At 36.1% G+C, this 23229-nt stretch carries 17 protein-coding genes and 1 tRNA gene; 8 read left to right on the forward strand and 10 right to left on the reverse strand.

Features of this window, described 5'->3' with window-relative positions; translation table 11 throughout:
* Nucleotides 1-12 precede the first annotated feature (12 nt).
* From IQ05_RS12265 to IQ05_RS12290, 6 genes are all read right to left on the reverse strand, one after another.
* Nucleotides 13-1071, reverse strand: a complete 1059-nt coding sequence (locus IQ05_RS12265; RefSeq protein ID WP_144893362.1) for a UDP-glucose--hexose-1-phosphate uridylyltransferase — start codon at nt 1069-1071, stop codon at nt 13-15.
* A 1-nt stretch (nt 1072) separates the two neighbouring features.
* Nucleotides 1073-2242, reverse strand: a complete 1170-nt coding sequence (gene galK, locus IQ05_RS12270) for a galactokinase (RefSeq protein WP_144893364.1) — start codon at nt 2240-2242, stop codon at nt 1073-1075.
* A 39-nt stretch (nt 2243-2281) separates the two neighbouring features.
* Complete coding sequence (locus IQ05_RS12275) at nt 2282-4708, reverse strand: DUF4982 domain-containing protein (RefSeq protein WP_144893366.1); 2427 nt, start codon at nt 4706-4708, stop codon at nt 2282-2284.
* 135 nt (nt 4709-4843) lie between these two features.
* On the reverse strand, nt 4844-5881 hold the full coding sequence (locus IQ05_RS12280) for a glycoside hydrolase family 53 protein (protein ID WP_144893368.1): 1038 nt from the start codon (nt 5879-5881) through the stop codon (nt 4844-4846).
* A 2-nt stretch (nt 5882-5883) separates the two neighbouring features.
* Entirely contained in the window at nt 5884-6987 is a 1104-nt protein-coding gene (locus IQ05_RS12285) for a glycoside hydrolase family 53 protein (protein ID WP_144893370.1), read from the reverse strand.
* Nucleotide 6988: 1 nt separating this feature from the next.
* Complete coding sequence (locus IQ05_RS12290) at nt 6989-8041, reverse strand: aldose epimerase family protein (RefSeq protein WP_144893372.1); 1053 nt, start codon at nt 8039-8041, stop codon at nt 6989-6991.
* A 105-nt stretch (nt 8042-8146) separates the two neighbouring features.
* On the opposite strand from IQ05_RS12290, the gene IQ05_RS12295 reads away from it, so the two are divergent.
* Nucleotides 8147-9145, forward strand: coding sequence for a GntR family transcriptional regulator (locus IQ05_RS12295; RefSeq protein WP_144893374.1), 999 nt, complete (start codon nt 8147-8149; stop codon nt 9143-9145).
* A 40-nt stretch (nt 9146-9185) separates the two neighbouring features.
* On the opposite strand, the gene IQ05_RS12300 is transcribed toward IQ05_RS12295, so the two are convergent.
* A tRNA-Leu gene (locus IQ05_RS12300) sits at nt 9186-9265 on the reverse strand.
* Nucleotides 9266-9553: 288 nt separating this feature from the next.
* Here IQ05_RS12300 and IQ05_RS12305 point away from each other — a divergent pair.
* The 3 genes from IQ05_RS12305 (at nt 9554) to pth (ending at nt 12127) form a co-directional block, all read left to right on the forward strand.
* Entirely contained in the window at nt 9554-10495 is a 942-nt protein-coding gene (locus IQ05_RS12305; RefSeq protein WP_144893376.1) for a ribose-phosphate pyrophosphokinase, read from the forward strand.
* Between the two features lie 107 nt (nt 10496-10602).
* Entirely contained in the window at nt 10603-11214 is a 612-nt protein-coding gene (locus tag IQ05_RS12310; RefSeq protein ID WP_144893378.1) for a 50S ribosomal protein L25/general stress protein Ctc, read from the forward strand.
* Nucleotides 11215-11500: 286 nt separating this feature from the next.
* Nucleotides 11501-12127, forward strand: coding sequence for an aminoacyl-tRNA hydrolase (gene pth, locus IQ05_RS12315; RefSeq protein ID WP_144893380.1), 627 nt, complete (start codon nt 11501-11503; stop codon nt 12125-12127).
* 53 nt (nt 12128-12180) lie between these two features.
* Here pth and IQ05_RS12320 read toward each other — a convergent pair whose 3' ends face one another.
* A complete protein-coding gene (locus tag IQ05_RS12320) occupies nt 12181-14880 on the reverse strand; it encodes a reprolysin-like metallopeptidase (RefSeq protein WP_144893382.1) in 2700 nt (899 codons plus the stop codon).
* 213 nt (nt 14881-15093) lie between these two features.
* Here IQ05_RS12320 and IQ05_RS12325 point away from each other — a divergent pair, with 213 nt between their 5' ends.
* The 3 genes from IQ05_RS12325 to bioB all read left to right on the forward strand — a co-directional run bounded on the left by IQ05_RS12325 (nt 15094) and on the right by bioB (nt 17866).
* Entirely contained in the window at nt 15094-16020 is a 927-nt protein-coding gene (locus IQ05_RS12325) for a bifunctional riboflavin kinase/FAD synthetase (protein ID WP_144893578.1), read from the forward strand.
* Between the two features lie 90 nt (nt 16021-16110).
* The gene (locus tag IQ05_RS12330; RefSeq protein WP_144893384.1) at nt 16111-16566 is read left to right on the forward strand and encodes a hypothetical protein; all 456 of its coding nucleotides are present in this window, start codon (nt 16111-16113) and stop codon (nt 16564-16566) included.
* Nucleotides 16567-16780: 214 nt separating this feature from the next.
* Nucleotides 16781-17866: a biotin synthase BioB gene (bioB, locus tag IQ05_RS12335; protein ID WP_144893386.1), complete on the forward strand. Its 1086-nt coding sequence runs from the start codon at nt 16781-16783 to the stop codon at nt 17864-17866.
* Nucleotides 17867-17955: 89 nt separating this feature from the next.
* Here the strand turns inward: bioB and IQ05_RS12340 are convergent, their stop codons facing one another.
* Complete coding sequence (locus IQ05_RS12340; RefSeq protein WP_144893388.1) at nt 17956-21123, reverse strand: LamG-like jellyroll fold domain-containing protein; 3168 nt, start codon at nt 21121-21123, stop codon at nt 17956-17958.
* Between the two features lie 470 nt (nt 21124-21593).
* Here IQ05_RS12340 and IQ05_RS12345 point away from each other — a divergent pair, with 470 nt between their 5' ends.
* On the forward strand, nt 21594-22064 hold the full coding sequence (locus IQ05_RS12345) for a regulatory protein RecX (RefSeq protein WP_144893390.1): 471 nt from the start codon (nt 21594-21596) through the stop codon (nt 22062-22064).
* Here IQ05_RS12345 and IQ05_RS12350 read toward each other — a convergent pair.
* Nucleotides 22050-23204: a beta-ketoacyl synthase N-terminal-like domain-containing protein gene (locus tag IQ05_RS12350; RefSeq protein ID WP_144893392.1), complete on the reverse strand. Its 1155-nt coding sequence runs from the start codon at nt 23202-23204 to the stop codon at nt 22050-22052. The two genes, IQ05_RS12345 and IQ05_RS12350, sit on opposite strands and share 15 nt — an antisense overlap.
* Between the last annotated feature and the right edge of the window lie 25 nt (nt 23205-23229).

Genomic DNA, 23229 nt, shown 5'->3' on the forward strand with positions numbered 1-23229 from the left:
TGGTTAAAATTTTTAGTTTTGGATAACAGATTTATAATGAATATTTGATTGACATTTTAATACCTCAGCACTTTTCTCTGGAGTAATATCACGCTGTGACTCCCCCATCATTTCGTAACCTACCATAAATTTCTTTACTGCGGCAGAGCGTAACAAAGGCGGATAAAAATGCATGTGAAAATGCCATGCTGGATGTTCCTCTCCATCTGTCGGTGCTTGATGAATCCCTGAAGAATACGGAAATGAGGTTTCGAAAAGATTATCGTATTTAGTGGTTAATTGTTTTAAAATAACAGCAAAATCTGTAACCTCAGCTGAAGTAAAATCAGTGATTTTGGACACGCTCCGTTTACTCACAATCATGGTTTCGTAAGGCCAAATGGCCCAAAAAGGCACCAAAGCTACAAAATGCTCATTCTCGATCACGATGCGCTCGCGCACCTTCAATTCTTCCTGAACATAATCTTGTAATAAGGTTCGATCATGTTTTTCAAAATACTGATTCAAGCTATTATGCGTTTTTTCGACTTGTGTAGGCAAAGATGATTGCGCCCATATTTGACCGTGCGGATGCGGATTACTGCAGCCCATTGCACTGCCTTTGTTTTCAAAAATTTGAACATGATTAATGTATTCTATAGCGCCCAAAGTCTCATATTCTTTTTGCCAAGTAGTTACAATATTCTCGATATTCTCGACCTCCATTTGAGGTAAAGTCAAATCGTGTCTCGGAGAAAAACAGACCACTCTAGAAATGCCACGTTCTGGTTTTGCCTTAAAAAAAGTGTGTTTTTCATTCTCTTCATAAAAGATTTCTTCTTGCTTTAAGGCGGCAAAATCATTTTCAAAAACATAACAAGAATCGTATGGTGGATTCACTTCACCATTTGCACGCACATTCCCCGGACACAAGTAACATTGGGGATCGTATTCTGGTAATTGAACAACCGAAATGGTTTCTTTTTGGCCCTGCCAAGGTCTTTTCGAACGATGAGGCGAAACCAAAACCCATTCGTTGGTTAAGGGATTAAAACGTCTATGTGGATCTTCGTTGATATCAAAATTTTTCATCTTAGTTTGCATTATATAAGGATGTACCGTTTCCGATTTTAACATCATAAATTTTCAATTCAATGTTCCATTTTTCTTGGTACAATTGGGCGAATTTTTGTTTAACAGCTTCTTCTTTTCCTTTTTTAATAAAGGTGATGGTGCAACCCCCAAAACCACCGCCCATCAATCGGGAACCTATTACGGCTTCATCGGCTAGTGCAAGATCCACTAAATAATCAAGCTCAGGACAGCTCACCTCATATTCTTTTGACAAACCATCATGGTTTTCAAAAAGTAATTTCCCTAAAAGCTCAATGTTTCCAGCATCCAAAGCCTCACAGGCTTTAGACACACGGGCAATTTCTTTTACTACATATAGTACGCGTGTAAAAACAACAATATCCATTTTATCTTTTAAAGTCAACAATTGCGCTTCAGTACAATTTCTAAAACTTTTGATTTCAGGAAAATTAGCTTTGATAATCGCCAAACCTTCCTCGCATTCTTCTCTTCTTTTATTATAAGCCGATGTAAACAGTGAATGCTTCACATTGCTATCCAACAAAACCAGAGCATAGTCTTTAAAATCAGCATTATGGTACTCAAATTCTAATGTATTACAATCCAATTTGATGACCTTATTTTCAAGTCCATGCACACTGGCAAATTGATCCATAATACCACAATTGATTCCCACCCAGTGTTCTGCCTTTTGACCCATTAAAGCAATATCAATAGGCTTAATTTTTAAATCAAAAAGTTCGTTTAAACCAAATAGAAAACCACATTCCAATGCAGCCGAAGACGACAATCCAGAACCTACCGGAATGTTGCTACTAAATACGCAATTAACCCCACTAAATTCAAAACCATTATCTTGTAGTTGTTTCAAAACTCCTAAAATATAATTGTTCCAAACCGTTGAACTGAGTTCAATGTCTTGCAACAAATCGACTTCAAATTCTTGATTCAAATCGATAGCAACGATTTTAGAAGTTGTAGTGTTACTTTTTTCGAAAGCAAAGCAAATGATCTTATCTATGGCAGCAGGCAATACAAAGCCATCGTTGTAATCTACATGTTCTCCAATGATGTTAATTCTTCCTGGAGAAAGCACTATTTTTTCGGGTACATTACCAAATGTTTCCTGAAAAAAAGCGGTTGTTTTTTGTATTAATGAATCATTCATTACTCTTGAAATTTTTAAAGTGTTGGTCTGTTTTTTTATTTACTTCTTTGCTTCCAAAGTCAATTTACCCGTCCTTAATCCAGCTCCGTTTACTTCTAATTGGATGGCTCCAGTGGTAGTTTTCGATTGTAGTAGTACTACCAATTTTCCACTAAACAATTTCATCGTGTCTTTATGAAATAGTTCAAGTGAAGTCGCATCTCCATTACAAGCGGCACGATACGTACCCGCTCCAGACACTTTAAATTTCAACTGGTTCGTTGCTGTTGGACAAGGAACTCCATTTTTATCCACTACGGATACCGTAACAAAAGAAATATCTTCACCATCGGCTGTGATGGTTTTTCGGTCTGCATCCAAAACAATTTGGTACGGTTGACCAGCGGTTCTGATTTCCTTTTCTTCAGCTACTTTGCCATTGTCATCATAAGCTACCACTTTTATCGTTCCTGGTTCATATTTCACATCCATCCACATCAAGCGGTAACGGTTTTGCGGCGTGTTCTTGTTTTTGGTTTGTACGCCCATACTTTTGCCATTGATAAAAAGTTCTGCACTGTTGTAACTGGTATACACAAAAACAGGAGTTGTTTGTCCTTCACGACCTCCCCAATTCCAATGGGGCAAGATGTGTAGCGTAGTTGCCTTGGTGTTCCAACGGCTTCGGTACAAATAATAACGGTCTTTCGGTAAGCCTGCTAAATCGTTAATTCCGAAATAAGAACTACGAGACGGCCAGCTTTCGTCATAAGGTGTCGGTTCGCCCAAATAATCAAATCCTGTCCAAACGAATTCACCAATTACCCAAGGTTTATCATCCTTAAGTACGAAATCTTCATCGGGAACATTGGACCAACTACAGGCTTCCAAATCATACGATGAAGACTGAAAGTCTGGATACTGCTTCATTTTTTCTTGCACCACAGGAAATTTATAAATTCCTCTAGAGCTCACCGTTGAAGCGGTTTCGGAACCCAAAATGAATCCTTGTGGGAATTTTTTGAATGCCTCATCATACAAATGCACGCGATAATTGAGTCCTGGAATATCCAACAAAGCTCCAAAACCAGATTCCATAGTCGCTTTTACTTGATCCATTCCTACGGTTACAGGACGCGTTGGATCTTCTCTATGAAAAATCTCCTGCAACCATTTGGCTCGTTTTACACCCGCTTCTCCCCACTGATCTGGGACTTCATTTCCTGAACTCCACATTACAATAGAAGGATGATTTCGTGTGGCTTGTACCAAATTCACAATGTCTTTTTCGGCATATTCGTCAAAAAAGCGATGGTAGCCGTTATCTACTTTTGGTAAAACCCATTCGTCGAAACTCTCTGCCAAAAACAAAAAGCCCATTTCGTCTGCCAACTCCAATTGCTCGAAAGAAGGCATATTGTGCGAACTGCGAATGGCATTGCATCCCATATCTTTTAAAATGGTCAACTGTCTACGCAAAGCGGCTTTGTTTACCGCAGCACCAAGAGGTCCCAAATCGTGATGCAAACAAACCCCTTTGAATTTGGTCACTTTTCCATTAAGACTAAATCCTTTATTGGCTTCATACTTTATTTCTCGGATTCCAAAACGGGTGGTAAGCTCGTCTTTCAATTCATTGCCAACATACAATTGAGCAACCGCTTTGTACAAATAAGGCGTTTCTGGACTCCACAATTTTGGATTCTCTACTTTTAAATTTTGATCAAACTCTTTTCCGAAGCGTAAGGAAGATTCCTCTGCACTTATTTTGCGTCCTTCGGCATCAAAAATGGTGGTCACCAAACGCGTGTTTTCGCCTGAGGCTTTGGTCTTAATATTCACTTTGGCCACGGCATCACTAATAAAAGGTGTCGTTATAAATTGCCCCCATTGGTCAATGCTTTCATTGTTCTTGATAATAACACTTACTTTTCGATACAAACCAGCTCCGGGATACCAACGGGAGGCAAATTCTTTATTGGATAATTTTACAGCTAATGTATTGTCTCCTTCTTGAATAAATTGAGAAACATCAAAATAAAAATAACTATAGCCATACGCCCATTCTCCCACTTTTTTCCCATTCAAATACACTTGAGGCTCGCTCATAGCGCCTTCAAAAAGCAATAGTATCTTTTTTCCTTTGACATCTTTAGGCAAAGTAAAAGTATTGCGATACCACGCGGTGCCAATATGTGGTAAGGCTCCGGTTCTTCCTGTTTTTTCGGTAGCTACATTTTCTCCATTTTGAACAATGGCTACATTTTGTATATCCACTTTTTTATCAAAAGGACCATAAATTGCCCAATCATGTGGAACAGTAACCAATTCCCATTTCGAGTCGTTGAAGTTGGCATTAAAAGCGTCTTCAAAATTTCCTTTTTGAAATTTCCAATGAGTATCCAATACCTTTACCACTCGGGCTTGAGAAAAAACTATGGCGGTGAAGGCTATAAAAACCAACAAAAAAGAGGGTATTTTTTTCATTTATACAACATATTTTTGAACCATATAAGGCATTTAAGGCCATATAAGGTTTTTATTTTAATCTATAGAGTTTCCTCATTTCTAACATTCAGAAATATGGTTTACTTATTTCGTCTTTATTCTGAATCCAATTCATTATTTTTTAAAAGCATCCAATGCTGGTGAAGGTTTTCCGTCTGGTTGCCAAGCACTCAAGCCATAGCCACTCCAAGATTTAGCTCCTTGCGGCTCCCAATACAAAACGCCCAAGCCTTTATTATCGGGAACAGCTTTTACGGCTTTGATCGTAGCATCTAGAAGTTCTTTGGTGTTTTGTACTTGTTCATCAACGCCGCCAACTTCTACCACCATTACCTCTTTCTGATAACGAGAAGCCATATCATTTAGGTTTTTTTGTAAATCGGCTATGGTTTCTGAATAGTCTTTTTTAATCCAAAATGGATAGTAAGACAAACCAATTACATCATACTTTACTTGATGTTCGGTAGTTTTATCAAAAAACCAACGGAATTTTTCGTTGTTGTTTCCTTCATCTACATGCACAATTACTTTGATTTTGGCGTTCACGGCTTTGGTCGCTTCGTATCCTTTATTCAAAAATTGCGCTAATTGAGTCCAATTGTTCGTACTCCCATCAGGCCAAAGCATTCCACCTGGAATTTCATTCCCCACCTGAACCCATTCAGGCGTAACACCTACTCTTTTTAAAGCGGTCAACACATCAAATGTATGTTCATAGACTTTTTGTTGTAACGCATCGATCGATAAGTTCGCCCAAGCAGCAGGTTTGGCTTGTTTACTGGGATCCGCCCAAGTATCGCTATAATGAAAATCAATCATAATGCGCATTTTGGCTTTTTGAGCGCGCAATGCCATAACCACCGTTTCAGCCGTACTGCAATGACCACTCGCTTTATCTTGACTTGGATTGACAAATACACGCAAACGAATGGTATTCATTCCGCGTTCTTTTAGCAATTGCAAACAATCTTTTTCCTTTCCGTCAGTATCATAAAAACGATACCCAGTAGCCTCCATTTGCGGCAACCAACTCACGTCGGCCCCTTTGGCAAAAGCCGAGTTGTTTTTCTTTTGTGCCAAAGCAATAGTGGTACAACTTACAAAAAAAAGCAGTAGCACTATTCTTTGAAAAATTCTATCTGTTGTAATCATGACTAATTGGTAAAGGCTTGTAAAACGGGCAATGCTTTATTTGAAAAATCATAGAATGCTTGGTTTTCAAAAGTAGAACCATTGGAGGCTTGACTTCCTTTGAAAGAAACCCATTCGCCTCCCCAATACGCAAAACCTTGTCCGTAAGTAGAGGATTTTACCAAATCTTTAATCGCCAAAACAAAACTTTTTTGTCCTTCGGGAGTCGCAGGAAATCCAGATATTAATTGTGATTCTAGACCCATAATATTATTTGTCCAGTCATTCCAACTTAAGGTAAAAGGATAAGCAGTTTCTGCAATGATAACTTTTTTAGAAAAGTTTTTTCCCAAGGCATCAATGGTCGTTTTTACCGCAGCCATATCTTTCCCATGCCAAAGAGGATAATACGACAAACCGATATAATCATAATCGATACTTTTTACTTTATTAAAAAACCAATTAGTATCAGTAGCCGAAACGCCTGCGTAGTGTATCATGATTTTTGTAATTGGCGCTTTGCTTCGAATGGTAGCGCTTGCGGTAGACAATAGCGCCAAACATTGCGCTTCTTGATTGATTAAATGCCCTTGAGGCCAAAGCAATCCGGTATTAATTTCATTACCGATTTGAATAATATCTGGATTAATTTCGGTCAAAATAGTTGTGGTGTAAGTGACTACCGCAGCTTTTAAATCGGTAAAAGATAAGTTTTTCCAAGAAGCTGGAGTGGTTTGAACCGCAGGATCAGCCCAATCGTCAGAAAAGTGAACAGTTAACCAAACTTTTAAGCCCGCTTGTTTTACGCGCTGCGCCAAAGCCTTTACCTCGGTCAATCCAGAATGTCCGTTGGCTGGATCTTTCCACAAACGAATTCTGATGGTATTACAACCAACACTTTTTATTGTGGTTAGCATGTCTTCTGTTTTTCCGTTGTTAGTAAAAACTACTCCCGCAGCTTCTATTTCTGGCAAATACGAAATATCAGCGGCTTTGATAAACTCCTCAGTAACCACAGGTGGTTTTGCAACAGGAGTTTCTGTAGCGCTACTGTCACCAGCATCAGAACAAGAAAAAACAAGTATGACAAGCGAAAGCAATGCCGAGTTTTTAAAGTATTTTTTCATCTCAAAAAGATTTAAATTTATAAATAGTTTTATGGTAATATAGCTCGCCTTTTTTGAGAATCGCACTCGGGAAATGATCATGATTAGGAGCATCAGGAAAATTTTGAGTTTCAAAACAAATCCCACTAGTAGGGTGATATGCCGCGTTATCTTTCCCTTTTATTTGTCCAAAACAATTCCCTCCTACGTATACATGTACAGCAGGTTGATTGGTGTAAACAGACATTCTTAATAATTTATCGCTGCTGTACAAAGAAGCAGCATACTCTTTTTCTTTGTTTAAAACAAAAGTAGTATCTATTGTAGCGGGACAATTTCTGCTATTTGTAAAATCGAAAGGACAATTAGCAACATTCAAAAAACGACCGGTGGGAATTCCTGCACTTGTGGTTTCTAATATTCTTTGTGAATTAACACGCATCTCCTGATCAACAACAGAATTGTGATGTCCATCTAGGTTAAAATAGCTGTGATGTGTCAGGTTTAAAATAGTGTCTTGTGATGCATGTGCCACATACTCTACGATCATTTCATTTTCATCGGTAAGCATATAGGTCACATCAACCACAACGTCTCCAGGGAAAAATTCTTCGTTATGCTTACTGCAATAGGTGAACGTAACAGATGGATTTTTACCTTCTTTTTTACTTTTTAGTTTCCAGTTTCTCTGGCTTAGACCAATACTGCCGCCGTGTAACGAATTCCCATTGTTGTTTTTATTTAACAAGTAAGATTTTCCACCAAGCTTGAATTCGCCATTACTTATCCTACCAGCATATCGCCCTACAATAGCACCAAAATAAGGAGCACTTGGCAAATCATAGGATTTTATATATTCCTCTAGGGTTTCAAAACCCAAAACTACATCTATCAAATTACCATTTTTCAATGGCACCTTTAAAGATGTAAGCGTAGCCCCATAACCCATCACCTTCATTTGCATTCCCTTGCTATTAACAAGTTCACAAATAGAAACCTCATCACCATTAGGCATAGAACTAAATGATTTCAGGACAGAAACCCTATTAAAATGTGATATGTGTTTTATTTTCATGAATAAATTATGAAATGTGAAAAACCAAAAGTAAAATAATTGTTAAGTATTACATACCAGTACCTACCAGTTTTTGTACATTGCAACTTGAAAAACACTTTTTACATGAAACTAATCAGCATTCATAACAATAAAGGCATTCCTAAATACCAGCAAATCATAACCTCTATTGAAGTAGCACTGCAACAAGAATTGCTACAAAAAGGGGACAGACTCCCATCAGTAAATAAAGTGCGTTTAGAATTCTCTCTGTCTAGAGATACCGTTTTACTTGCCTACGATGAGTTAAAGAAAAGAGGGATAATTTATGCCATTACCGGCAAAGGATATTATGTAAAAAGCGTTGAAGTATCCATAAAACAAAAGATATTTTTACTCTTTGATGAATTAAACATTTTCAAAGAAGACTTGTACAATTCCTTTCTCGAAAACATAGGAACTACAGCTCAGGTTGATATTTTTTTTCATCATTTTAACGTTCCCGTTTTTCAAAAACTGATTCATGACAGCAACGGTAATTACACCAAATACATTATCATGCCGACCAATCTTGAAGAAGCCGCATCAATTATAAAAACCCTACCAGTTCATGACGTTTATATTCTTGATCAGACCAATCCAGAATTATTGAACTATCCTGCAGTGTACCAAAACTTTGTAAAAGATATTTACGAAGGCCTATTAAAAGGAAAATCAAAGCTGAACAAATACAAAAAACTAATAATGATTTTTCCTGGATTCCGTGAACCGCTAGGGATGAAAATAGGCTTTGAAAAATTTTGCAACGATCACGCTTTTGAATATGAAATCATAACCGAATTTAAAAACAGAAATATCACAACTGGCGAGGTGTATATTATTCCGAGTGACAGGGATTTAGTTAGTGTAATAGAAAAGGCAAAAATTCAAAATTTACAATTGGGTACTGACTACGGAATTATATCCTATAATGAAACCCCGCTAAAAAAAGTAGTAGAAAACGGAATCACAACCATTTCAACCCATTTTGAAATGATGGGACAACTGTTAGCACAAATGATTTTAAAAGGTAAAAAAGAGCAAATAGAAAACAAAAGTGATTTGATATTGAGGAACTCGTTGTGATATAAAACAAAAAAAACCGCTTCTTTCGAAGCGGTTTTTGTACCCGGAGCCGGAGTCGAACCGGCACGGTTTCCCACAGGTGTTTGAGACCAGCGCGTCTACCAATTCCGCCATCCGGGCTTAGCAGACAGAAACGACAACAGTCGCTTCACGCAATAAAGAGATATTTAGTAGTATCTAACTATCTTTTCCTTTAACACGGTGCAAATGTAAAAAAATTAATTAAATGTTCAACTAAAAATACTTAATTTTTTCCTTTCAGTGTTAAATATATTTTATAAATTTGCACCTCGTTAAAAAACGAAACACACAACTAACTACATCTTAGGTAAATAGATTTATTTTTAGTTTAAGCAACAGCTTAAGTCAAAACTATCTTGCAACCACAGATAAAAACAACACACAATAATGTCACACCTAGAGCCAGAAGCTAAAATTTTTGCTTGTTCACAAAGTGTTTATCTTGCTGAAAAAATTGCAAAAGAATACGGAATACCACTAGGTAAAATCACTACATCAAAATATAGTGACGGGGAATTTCAGCCTTCTTATGAGGAATCTATAAGAGGATTGCGCGTATTCATAGTATGCTCAACATTTCCTACTGCTGATAACTTGATGGAATTACTGTTAATGATTGACGCTGCAAAGCGTGCATCAGCTAGACATATAACAGCTGTGATTCCTTATTTTGGATGGGCCAGACAAGATAGAAAAGACAAGCCAAGAGTTCCGATAGGAGCTAAACTTGTAGCAAACTTACTAGATGCTGCAGGCGCAACAAGAGTAATGACCATGGATTTGCACGCAGATCAAATTCAGGGTTTCTTTGAAAAACCTGTAGATCACCTTTTTGCCTCAACTATCTTTTTACCATACGTAAAAAGCTTAGGACTGGACAATTTAACAATTGCTTCGCCTGATATGGGAGGTTCAAAAAGAGCTTATGCGTATTCTAAATTTTTAGAATCAGATGTGGTTATTTGTTACAAGCAGCGTAAAGTTGCAAACGTAATCGATACCATGGAATTAATTGGTGAGGTTAAAGGTCGTAATGTGATTTTGGTAGATGACATGATTGACACCGGAGGAACATTGGCGAAAGCCGCAGATTTGATGATTGAAAAAGGAGCTTTGAGTGTAAGAGCTATTTGTACGCACGCTATATTATCAGGCGATGCTTATGAGAAAATAGAAAATTCAAAATTAAGTGAGTTGATCGTAACAGATTCAATTCCGTTAAAGAAAACATCAAGCAAAATACGCGTATTGAGTTGTGCACCTCTATTTGCTGAGGTAATGCACATGGTTCACCACAACAACTCAATAAGTGGAAAATTTATAATGTAATGCACTAGGCGCTGAGTCAAATGCCATATATTATAACGAGTGCTGAAAGCCAAAAGCTTGACGCCAAATAAATAATAATATTATTTAATAACTATATTTTTTTTACAATGAAATCGATTACAATTAAAGGATCAGAAAGAGAAAGCGTGGGCAAAGTAGCTACTAAAGCCTTACGTAATGCTGGATTGGTTCCTTGCGTATTATACGGAGGAAATCAAGCAGTTCATTTCTCAGCAGAAGTTATGGCTTTCAAAAACTTGATTTACACTCCAAACGCTCACACAGTTGAGATCGATCTTGGTAACGGAAAATCATACAACGCTGTACTTCAAGACATTCAAGTACACCCAGTATCTGACAAAATTTTACACATTGACTTCTTTCAAATCTTTGAAGACAAAGAAATTACTATTGAAGTTCCAGTAAAAATTGTTGGAAAATCTAAAGGTGTTATGGCAGGTGGTGATTTACGTATGAACAACCGTAAATTAAAAGTAAGAGCGCTTCCTAAAGATCTTCCTGATTTTGTTGAAGCTGACATTACTCCACTTGATATGGGTAACAAATTATATGTTACTAAAGTTCCTACACCTAACTTTAAAATCATGCACCCAGACAACACAGTTATTTGTCAAGTGAAGATTTCTCGTGCGGCTATGAAAGCAGCTCAAGAAGCAGCAAAAGCAGCAAAAGCTCCTGCAAAAGGAAAGAAAAAATAATTTTTTTCAATCAAAATTCAAGAAAGCGTCAGTTACACAACTGGCGCTTTTTTTTGCTTTTAAGTTTTTTTAAATTTTTATGAAGCAGCTATAATACTTCTACACCTATTTTGTCCCGCTTTCCGTTGCAATCTTTTTGCACGCAAAAGAAAGCGCACAAAAAGGATTTTCACTATAATCGGGGCTATTACACACTATTTTTTGCATCTCAGACATGAGCCACATAAACCCTTAAAATATTGGCTACAGCATAGTCATTTTATTGAATTAAGCTTACTTTTGTACCATGATAAAATGGATTTCAAACCTATTCGCAACCACAAAATCAGAGCACAGTAGCACCATCATGAAGAAATTTTTAATAGTCGGACTAGGCAACATCGGGGCTGAGTACGTAAACACAAGACATAACATCGGGTTTAAAATCGTAGATTTTCTAGCCCGCAAAGAAGGAGTTTCTTTCGAAACCGTAAAACTTGGCGCACTAGCTGAATACAAATTTAAAGGAAGAACCTTTTTACTTTTGAAACCCAACACTTATATGAATTTAAGCGGGAAAGCGGTTCAATATTGGATGGAAAAGGAGAATATTCCGCTCGAAAATATTCTAGTCATTACAGATGATTTAAATCTGCCGTTTGGAGCCATTCGCATTAGACAAAAAGGAAGTGACGGTGGACACAATGGACTTAAGAATATTAACTTGGTGCTAAACACACAAAACTACGCACGATTCCGTTTTGGCATAAGCGATGAATTCAAAAAAGGAAAACAAGTTGATTATGTCCTTGGTGACTGGGACGATACTGAAAAAACTGCACTTCCGGAACGATTAGAAATAGGATCAGAGATTATAAAATCTTTTGGTACTGCAGGATTAGAAAACACCATGACTTCCTTTAACGGAAAATAAAAAAAGGGAAACGTTTGTAAAAACGCTTCCCTTTTTTAGTAATTCTATTTTACTTATTCAATTACAATCTTTCTGACTTGTTTTCGCTCTCCGTCAATAACTGTTAACATATAAACTCCTGGATAAAGATTTTTCAATTGGATATTTTCATTAAAATTTGACTTGCTTTTAAAGTCATTTTCAAAAAGCTTTCTTCCTAATAAATCATTAACCATCACCTTTATTTCTGCATCGGATTTGGCGGTGAATTGAATATTAAAATTCCCTTTATTTGGATTAGGAAAAACAACAAAATCATTGAGTTCAAAATCCGGTGTTGCTAAGGTGTATGTTTTTGTGCAAATTGTTATTGATGCTGAATCTATTGTGCCAAAGTCACCTGAATCTAAATCACGAACACGCAACGTCCAATTTCCTTGCGGACTCAGCCCATTAAATTTAGACAATAATTCAAATGGCGCTGCGGTTTGGGCTGTTTTCACTGAGCAATCAAGAGCACCTCCAAGATCATCATAGTTTAATACCAAACTATTGCTTGTAGACCCACAACTTCTTTCAAATAATTTCACAACAGTCCCTTGTGGATTTAGCACTTCTATTTGCACATCACTCAAATAATCATGAGTAAAATTAATAGCTAAATTCACGTCAGATATCACTTCTGTTGCAGCCGGAACAGTTGTAGTTACAGCACGATACGTTGTTGATTCTGGTATAGAAAACGGTGTTGCAAAAGCATACGTATTACATGATGAAACAACAGAATACCCAATTGCAAAAGATGTACTGTTTACTGCATAATAAATATTTGCCGTTGGCTCAATTAAAATTCTGCAATCTCTAGCCGTTATATTTGGAACCGTAATTGTTTGCGAGCCGTCATTCGGAGTATTTGCAGCCAAAACGGTATTGAAATTTAATCCACCATCCGTTGAAAGCTTAATATTCACATTCGCAGAACCGGTTAAAGTATTAGAATTATTTACGTTCCATGTGATTGTTTGCGTCGATCCTTGCAACCAACTTGAATTTTCAGTATTTTGTGATGTCACTTGAAATGGACCTGCTGCCCCACTTACGTTTACCATCATAATATCTGTATTTGTTTGTGCTGTCCCAAGAGCTGCATTATCCCTTCCCGTTAAAGTAAAAGCTAAGGCTCTTTCAATTGTAGAAACGGATTCCCAAGTCGTTGTTAATTCATTAGCCAAAACCGAACTTAAAGCAGGCATGTATCGAACCGGTGAACTACTTGGATAAAAAGATCTAAAGTTTGGCCCAAAGCGTTTTGTAGGTGATGCAAAACTGAAATTACCATCCTCGTTTACCGCAGGGTCTACTGTATTTATAGCCGTATCATTTTGCTCCCAACAATAAGTAATCACATCACCATTCAAATCAGAACCAGAACCTTTTAAGATAAATGCTGTCCCTTTAGGAATAGTGTAATCTATACCTGCATTGATTGTTGGTGGACTATTAGTAAGAAGAGTACTTACAGGACAGGTTTTAGTCGATAGATTATCTTGTATTTGCTTTATGCTTGCATAGGCAAAATAATCATCTGAATTATTTTGGACATTATAACCCGAAGTAATTCCTGCGTATGCCATGATAGTAGAACCGCTTCCTGGCTCCACATTTACGCCAGTATCCTCAATATCGAAAGAAAACGTATGGTTTGCTCCTAATTGATGTCCCATTTCATGAGCTACAAAATCAATGTCAAAAGTATCTCCTTGAGGTATACCATCACTTGGCGAAGTAAAAGCACTTCCTTTTCCCTCAGGAACAACATCATTAGGATTTACACACACACAGCCTATACAACCAGCATTTCCACCACCACCATTTGCCCCAAACAAATGACCTATATCATAACCGGCATTTGTTATTGTAGCGGTTAAATTTTCTTGCAATTCCAAGTTCCATGTACCCGCCGCTCCTTCTGTGGAAGCTGAATACGGATCTGTAGCGGCATCCGTATAAATTATAAGATTGTTATTGGCAATAATACTCAGTTTTATGGCTAAATCTTTATTGAAAATACCATTAACCCTTGTCATGGTAGCATTCATGGCAGCCAAAGCATTTGCAACGGTCCCTCCATGAAATGCGGTATACTCGCCAGTACAAGACAACGCTAATCTAAACGTTTTGAAAACTTTATTATTTGCAGCTATTTTACCTGTCTTGTTTAAAAGTTCTTTATTCAAAGCAACATCTTCTGTTTTACAAGTGAAAGGCAAACTTCCTCGAACTCTACTTTTGGAATCAAAAAGAACATAAACAGTATGATCTTTCGAATAAGGCTCTATAAATTCAGAGCCGCTTTCCCCTCTAAGAATCATAGTCTGAATACCTTTTGGTGACAAACTAAAATACAACGAAGCTTTTCGATCAGTAATCCCAATACCGTTGTAGGCTCTTATATCTGGATTCTGTGCTTGCAATTCGGGTTCAAAATTAGAAGATTCCCAAACCCAAAATTTTTCTAACTCACCTTTCATGTTGGGTATCGTAATTTCAATTCTGCTCTGTTTTGAAGTCTTATTCTGAAGTGTTTCTAAAGATTTTTTTATTGCAACTTCGTTTAAATTAAACAACAACTGCTTTTCAGTAAGAGGTTTATCATTAATTCTATTATAAACTGCAACTTTCTCTTGAACAATTCTTTTCCAAAAAGAGCCATCTTGTGCATGGATTGCAGCACTGGAAAAAATAATTATAAAAAATAGTATAATTCTTTTCATAATATCGTGATTTTAAGTTTCAAAATTAAAGCATTTATAGTAATGGTTGCTTCAAAATATTTAATAATTTAAGTCAAATAGTAGAAAATTAAGTAGTTTACTGTTTTAAATCCCATTTTTTATATTTTAATAAAAATTATATATAATTCAATTAGTCATACCGCTTCTTTTAAATAAGATACCTTAAATTTGCACGATTATAAAACACTTGCTTTGAAGATTTTTCATTCTATAAACGACTTCCTGATTACCAAAAAAACAATTCTAACACTTGGTACGTTTGACGGTGTACACATAGGTCATAAAAAAATCCTGCAAAAGCTCACGCAAAATACGCCTAATGAAGAGTATGAAAGTGTTGTTCTTACTTTTTTTCCCCATCCAAGAATGGTTTTACAAGAAGACTCCAACATTAAACTACTCAATACGATTCAGGAAAAACAAGAATTACTGGAAGAAATTGGGATAGAAAACCTAGTCATTCACCCATTTGACGAAGCATTTTCACAATTAACCGCCGAGGAGTTTGTAAAAACAGTACTGGTAGAAAAATTTCATATTAAAAAAATTATCATTGGGCATGACCATCGTTTTGGGAGAAACAGGACCGCTAATATTGATGATTTAATAGATTTTGGAAAAGAATATGGTTTTGACGTAGCTCAAATATCTGTGCAAGAACTCAATGAAATTTCAGTAAGTTCAACAAAAATTCGCAACGCAATTCTTAATGGGAAGATACAACTTGCCAACGACTATCTTGGCTATTCCTATTTTATTACGGGGACTGTCGTACAAGGAAAACAACTAGGACGCACTATAGGTTTTCCTACCGCTAATATCAAAATAGAGGAGAACTATAAGCTGATACCACAAAACGGAGTATATCTTGTACAAGCAAGTATCAATTCTCAAATTATAAATGGCATGATGAACATAGGCACAAACCCTACTGTAGGCGGCCAAGAACAGTCAATAGAAATTCATTTTTTAGACTTTCAGGCTGATTTATACCATCAAGAATTAAAAATTTCAATTTTACATCGAGTTCGAGACGAAGAAAAGTTTAGTTCCATACAATTACTACAAGAACAATTGCAAAAAGATAAAATAGTTGCAAAAAATTATTTTAAAAAATAATAGGTTAACATATTTATTGACTTTTTTTAATTAAATTTGAGTGTTACACTTTGTTTATCAACATGATATATTAATTTAAAAATTTGCAATATGAAACTTCCAAAAGAATTATTAAACGGATTGATTATTATTTTAGGAATAGGCCTTTATTTTTTAGTGATGGAACTACTAGGATTAGCAGACAACCCTATATTGAGAGTTTTTAATGTCCTTTTTATTTTTTATGGCACCAATAAAACTTTAAAAGAAAATTACGCTGAAGGAAACATAGTTTTGGTTTCTAATGCTGCATCTGCCTTTGGAACTGCATTCACAGGGGTTATTCTTAGCATTGCAGCACTTATTGTTTACAGCTATGCAAAAGGGGGAGAAGCCTATATTGGATCACTATCAAAAACATTTTTATTTGGTGGAGAACCTACCGTTATGACGTATTCCATTTCTCTTTTATTTGAAGGAATCAGCTCAGCTGTCATAGTAACATTTATGCTGTTATTGTACTGGGATACCCGATACTCCAGCGATAAACATGGAGCTAAATCATAAAAAAACATTCTTTATAAGTACAGGAACAGTAATGATTAACTTTTTTAAATCCAGCAAAGTACTGAATTGAGAGGTAAATTAGTATGTTTTTACTTTTATTGTAAACAACTTCAAACAAATTTTGAGTCAACACATTGCTTTTCTCTTTTCGAAAGGTAAGCATTGTTACTTTAGAACAATTTAACTACTTTTGATGCATCAAAAATATGTATCGATGAGCATTAAAAGACACAATTGGACAAAAGACGAAATAATCGCAATATATAACAAACCCTTAATGGATTTGCTTTATGAAGCAGCCACTATTCACAGAGAACATCATGACCCAAATGTAGTTCAAGTATCTACACTATTATCAATAAAAACTGGTGGATGCCCTGAAGATTGTGGTTATTGCCCACAAGCAGCTCGCTACCACACTGAGATTGAAGGCAACGACTTAATGTCTGTAAGCCAAGTAAAAGCACAAGCATTACGTGCAAAATCTAGTGGTTCATCAAGAGTTTGTATGGGAGCTGCTTGGAGAAATGTAAAAGACGGGCCAGAATTTGACCAAGTTCTTGAAATGGTTCGTACCATCAACAAACTAGACATGGAGGTTTGTTGCACCCTTGGTATGATTACTGAAAATCAAGCCCAACGCCTTGCTGAAGCAGGTTTATACGCCTACAATCACAATCTTGACACTAGTGAAGAATATTATAAAGAAGTAATATCTACACGTGGTTTTGAAGACCGCATACAAACCATTGAAAACGTTCGTAAAACTAACGTTACAGTGTGTAGCGGTGGTATTATAGGAATGGGAGAAAGCATTGAAGACAGAGCTGGTATGCTTGTCGCGCTTTCTACATTAAATCCGCAACCGGAATCGGTACCAATAAATGCGCTAGTAGCAGTTGAAGGAACTCCGATGGAGGAAGAAAAACCAGTTGAAATTTGGGAAATGATACGAATGGTAGCCACTACTAGAATCATTATGCCAGAAACTCAAGTACGACTATCAGCAGGTAGAATGAATATGAGCCGTGAAGGTCAAGCCATGTGCTTTTTTGCGGGTGCCAATTCTATTTTTGCGGGTGACAAATTATTAACAACACCTAATCCTGATGTAAATGAGGATATGAAAATGTTTGAAATGTTAGGTTTAAATCCTCAAAAACCATTTACGAAAGTTTCACAACCTCAAACAGTAGAGGCCGAAGACTCTCAATATGCACCTCTTGGAGAAAAACCTAAATGGTCAAGACCAGGACACACTATAGAAAGAAACCTTGAAGCTTCTGGAAAAGAAAAGTAACAAGTTACATATTATTTTTACCCATAAAAAAACTCCATTTCTTAAGAAATGGAGTTTTTTTTATATGAAATATTCAATGTGTATTTTTTTTAGTAGACAATTTTATTAGTGATTACATTTCCGTTTTGTAAAACTGTTTTTACAATCAACACTTGCGGAGCTACAGGCAAACTTGATATAGAAAACGTCAAAGCATCTACTTTTTGTTTTTCATAAATAGCAGTTCCTGATACAGTGTACACATAAATCTTATCAATAGACTCTATTCCCGAATCTACTTTGATTACCTTATTCTTTACTGAAACAAGGACTTGATTTGACTTAACATCAACATCATCAACACCTAGCGTTTTATCAGTGTAACGCAATACAAATCTTTCGTTAAAAACACCTTTAGCGGTTTCAAAAGTGTAAGGCCCTTGATTTAAATTATGTGTTGTGTTTTTAATTTTATCTTCAAGATAAATTTTTCTAGAAGCCAATAACCCATCAACTTGATCTATACTTATTGAAAAAGTCCCCTCAATTGTTGAGCTATACCCTAACGGAATTTCGTCATTTTCCTCAAAAGGCAAAGCTCTTCCTTGTATCGTTAACTTTTTGTTGTCATTAACACTGTAAAAATCTACAAATCTATTCCCATTATAACTTACACCATCATATGTGGTATCATAACTATTTGTAGCACCTGTAATATAACCCACAAGCATTTGCTTGAAAGCACCTTGTGTATTGGTTAGATTCAACCATAAACGGTGTTTTTCAAAACTTGAAGCAGTATTTGACTTCTTTGATGGAATTTTAAAAAACTGACTATTATCTAAGATTGCGTTGAGGGCACCTAAGCGCATCCTATTGTTAAAAACAATTGTCGTACTAGTCATGTTTTCTAGAGTACCAGCAAAAAAGGCCTGTCCTGCGGCAATTTTCCCTGTCGGCCTATAAGGGTTTGTTACTGCTTTGTTCGGATCACTCTTTGCAACAGCAACTCCTCCTGTGGTATTATAAGTAGCGTAATCATCTGCTGAATAAGCATAAAAACCTGTTCCTGGGTTACTTACATTCTCGCCACGAGCAGTATTATGTGTCCAAAAATATAAGGTTCCAAAAAGTGCTTTAGAATTTGCTGCTAAGAACGCATCTGCATCAATCGCTGATGGGTAAGGATTGCCTATCAAATAAGGTTTATTAGGTACAACAGCACTAACTGATATCGGTCCGTTATCAGGAACGCCAATAAAAGATGCTATAAATGAACCAAGTGGTGTAGGAGGCATTGCTGTGCCCTCTGGAGCTCTAATGATGTAACCCACACCCCTTTTCATTTGATTTTGTGGATTTTCAGGAAAATAATTATCCGTAGAAGGATCAAATGAATAGTAACTACCCGGGTCAGTATTAGGTGAAACATCAATTAACTTCTGGCCTAGAACTGGAGATGACCAATACGTATAATCAAATCTTTTTATCGGTGTTGTCTCTCTTATATATGTTATGTTACCAATATTAGCAACATCATTTATTTGTATTAAACTAGCGTTATTTTGAAAGGTTAGTGTACCATTAACGGTAAGTTTGTCCTGAAGTATTACACTAACTCCTGTTGACACAACTGCATTTATACCCGTGTTAACAGTACAGTTACAAAGCTGAACATTAGCCGTTATTGGCGTATTTGAGTTGATAACACCTATCATATCAATTGTAGGTGATACTGACCATGTAGATCCTGTGTATGTAGTAATAGTTACGGGATCAATTACTACATTTCCGGTAGGAGATGAGGTACAACTCCCACTTTTAACAGCAAATTGATAGGTTCCTGGTGCTAAACCGGATATTGTAGTTTCTGAACCTGTACCATTAATTGACAGGCCTGACGAACCAGTTCTTATTAATGTCCAAGAACCCGAAGGTAAACCAGTTAATTGCACACTTCCTGTAGGTGTGATACAATTTGGCTTTGTCATTACTCCAATTAAAGGAGTTGTAACATTATTTGTAGCACCAACAGTAAAAGGAGTTGTTCTTGAACACCCTTGATTAACTGTAATATTTAAATTATATACCCCAGGTTTAAGTCCTGTTAAAGACTTACTTGTTGAAGGAGTAAAACCTGATACACTAGATGTCCAATTGTAAGAACTTTGATCTACCCAAAGAGGCAATGTTACTCCACTAAAAACTCCATTATTAGGAGCGGGTGTTGTACTACTTATTGGAGCAACAGTTGTTCCCGTACCTTCAGTAAAATTATATCCAGCCAACAATCCTACTTGTTTAGAATTATATAGTATAAACCCCGAAGCCAAACCTTTTATTTCATCAATAGAGAGTGCTCTACCCCAAAAACCTACATTTGAAATCTCACCTACAAAACCAACACCACCAACATCTAAAACCCCCCAACCTATTTTTGTTGAATAGGCTGTGTTACTTCCATAATTTGACGTTGTACTATTTACAGATCCAACTTCATTTCCATCAACATAAAGCTTTAAAGATGTACCATTCCCCACAGCTGCAATATGATGCCAAGCGTTATCACTTGGATAATTTGCTAATGGATACCTAACAGTTCCACCTCCAGCAGTATAACACAATAAATTATCACCCTCAAAGCCAAACTCAACAACATCGTTTTGCCCAAATAATGACATTCTGTTTCTATACTTGGTCTTATCAAATTTTATCCAACCTTCTGCTGAAAACCGGCTTCTATTAGATAATAATCTGCCACCCAAATCAACGTGAGGATCTGCTGGAGTTGCAGCTGTTGTTGTCTTCACACCATTAAACACTAAAGATGATGGATAAAATTGATTCGTAATAGCTATACTACCATTAGAATCATCCGTACAAGAGGCATTAGTTATGTTTGCCGTAGGAACGACTGGAACTTTATAAAACAAAACACTTGTATTTGGATTTTGTAAAGTAGCTGGACAACTGTTACTTGCAGTTACCGAAACCAATGTAAATGGTGTTGTTTGAGTAAGTACATCATTGATAATGATATCAGAATTGCTTGTGTAATTAAGAACCGTAGTCTGTACATTTGTTATTTCATTTCTATAAACTACTGTAAAAGGACTTACCCCACCCAATATTGTAACTTTCAATTTAATTGCTCCAGGAGAAATTATATTGCAAGATGAATTTGTACTTGAAATTGAAGCTGTATAGCTAACACATTGTCCAAAAGCTGGAAGTAAAATAAAAAGGAAAAAGATTGTGCTGAGTATTTTTTTATTCATGCGGTATTATTAAGAGAGGTTAATCTTATTTTATATTAGGGGTCAGAATTTAATAAAATCTAAATTTTTGAAATATACAATCACGTTTTAAATTAAAAACAAATTAATCGATATACTACTTGTTTTAACGATGAAGTGCTCTAAATTCAACATTAGTAATGCCTTATCAAAGCCGCCATTTAATTAAGGTTATCTAAATAATAAATTTAAAATTTGATACAAAAAAATACTGCTAGATATCTCTTAAAATGACTTGAAAATTGTTTTAAACTTAATCTTATTTACGAATAATTTTACCAATCGGATTTAGAATGGAATCGCTGCCATTAAAATCTGTTTCTAAACAATTTATAGCTTAATCACATCTTTTTTTATGTAAGGTTATCACATAAAGTTAGTTTTTACAAAAATTGATGCGCTAGGTTATTAGATACTATTGTTGCATTTTTGTTTACAAATTAACCTCAATCATGAAAGAAGTATTCTCTATAAAAGAAGCAATTAAAAAGATAGAGCATTATTGCGCTTATCAGGAACGATGCCATGACGAAGTAGTTCAAAAACTGCGAACAATGAAAATGGATTCTGATGAAATAGAAACCATCATTGTAAAACTTATACAGGATAATTTCTTGAATGAGAGTCGGTTTGCCTGTAGCTTTGCTAGAGGAAAGCATCGCATAAAATTTTGGGGTAAAAACAGAATTGTAAATGAGCTCAAATTCAGAAACATAGGGCAATACAATATCAATCTCGCGCTAAAAGAAATATCAAATGAAGAATATTTAGAAACTTTTGAAAAAATAGCCACACGAAACTGGGACAGCATCAAAGAAACCAATCTTCAAAAAAAGAGAAAGAAATTTTGTGATTATTTACTAAGAAAAGGATTTGAAAGCAACTTGATTTATGAAAAAGTAAAAGAATTAGAGGCTCAATAAAACACTTACCGCATTACCACCAAAACCTACTGCATTCACTAAAACTTTTTGTATCGGTCTTTTTTGTTGTTGCCCTTTCGCAAAAGGAACTCCCACAAACGTATTGTGCTGCATCATTAATATGGCAAACTCCATGCTTAGAATCCCTGATGCACCAAAAGTGTGACCGATTTTCCATTTATTAGTAGTTAATAATGGTAGGCTTTCGCCAAAGACTTTTTGGATCGCTTTATACTCTGTCAAATCCCCTTTTATAGTTCCTGGCGCATGCATGACAATTACATCAACATCTGACAAAATAGTATCTTTTAAAGCCATTGCCATCGATTTTTGAAAGCAAACAGCTTCAGCAGAAATGGAAATATTATGCTCTAAAATTTCAGTGGCATAACCAATTCCTTCAATGTATGCTAATGCGTTTTCTTTTTTACCCATTTCCAGACAACAAACTCCTGCACCTTCGCCTAGAATCATGGTGTTTTGTGTTTTATCTAAATCTAAAGCGCGGTTTGGGTACAACTCATTAGATCTGGAATAAATCTTTAATGCTTTCATTTGGGCAATTGTAAAATCGGTCAATGGAGCTTCACTTCCTCCAACCAAAAATTTATCAACCATTCCTGATCTCAGCCATGCTACACCATTTAAAACAGCATGCAAAGCCGTAGAGCAAGTGATGGAGTGGGAAATTTCAGGTCCTGTACTTTGCAAATCATGTGCTACCCACGAAGAAATATTTCCTAAAGTGGTAGTTGGTGATGCTAGTGTTTGCGCCTTTCCTGTTTCTAAGTATTCTTGATGGTGCTTTTCAAATAAATCAGTTGCACCACGTGATGAACCAATATTGATTCCGAACACATCATTTTCACCCCAGCCCGCTTGCTGTATTGCGGCTCGGGAAGCTTCAATAGCATATAAAACTGAGTTATCAAGGAATTTATATTTTGGATCAGACTGTTTTAATTGTTCCACTTTAGCAGCCGAAACGCTATCTAAAGGCGCTACAAAAGCTGGTGATTTATCAATTACCTTATGTACAAAACAGTGTTGTTCCTTTAGATAATTCTCCCACACCATTTCAAGATTATTCCCTAACGGGGAAACGGATGACAGTGCTGTAATGGATATAATTTGTGACAAGATACTATTGATTTGATTGCAAAGG

The sequence above is a fragment of the Flavobacterium tiangeerense genome, assembly GCF_007830355.1.
Taxonomy (GTDB): Bacteria; Bacteroidota; Bacteroidia; order Flavobacteriales; family Flavobacteriaceae; genus Flavobacterium; species Flavobacterium tiangeerense.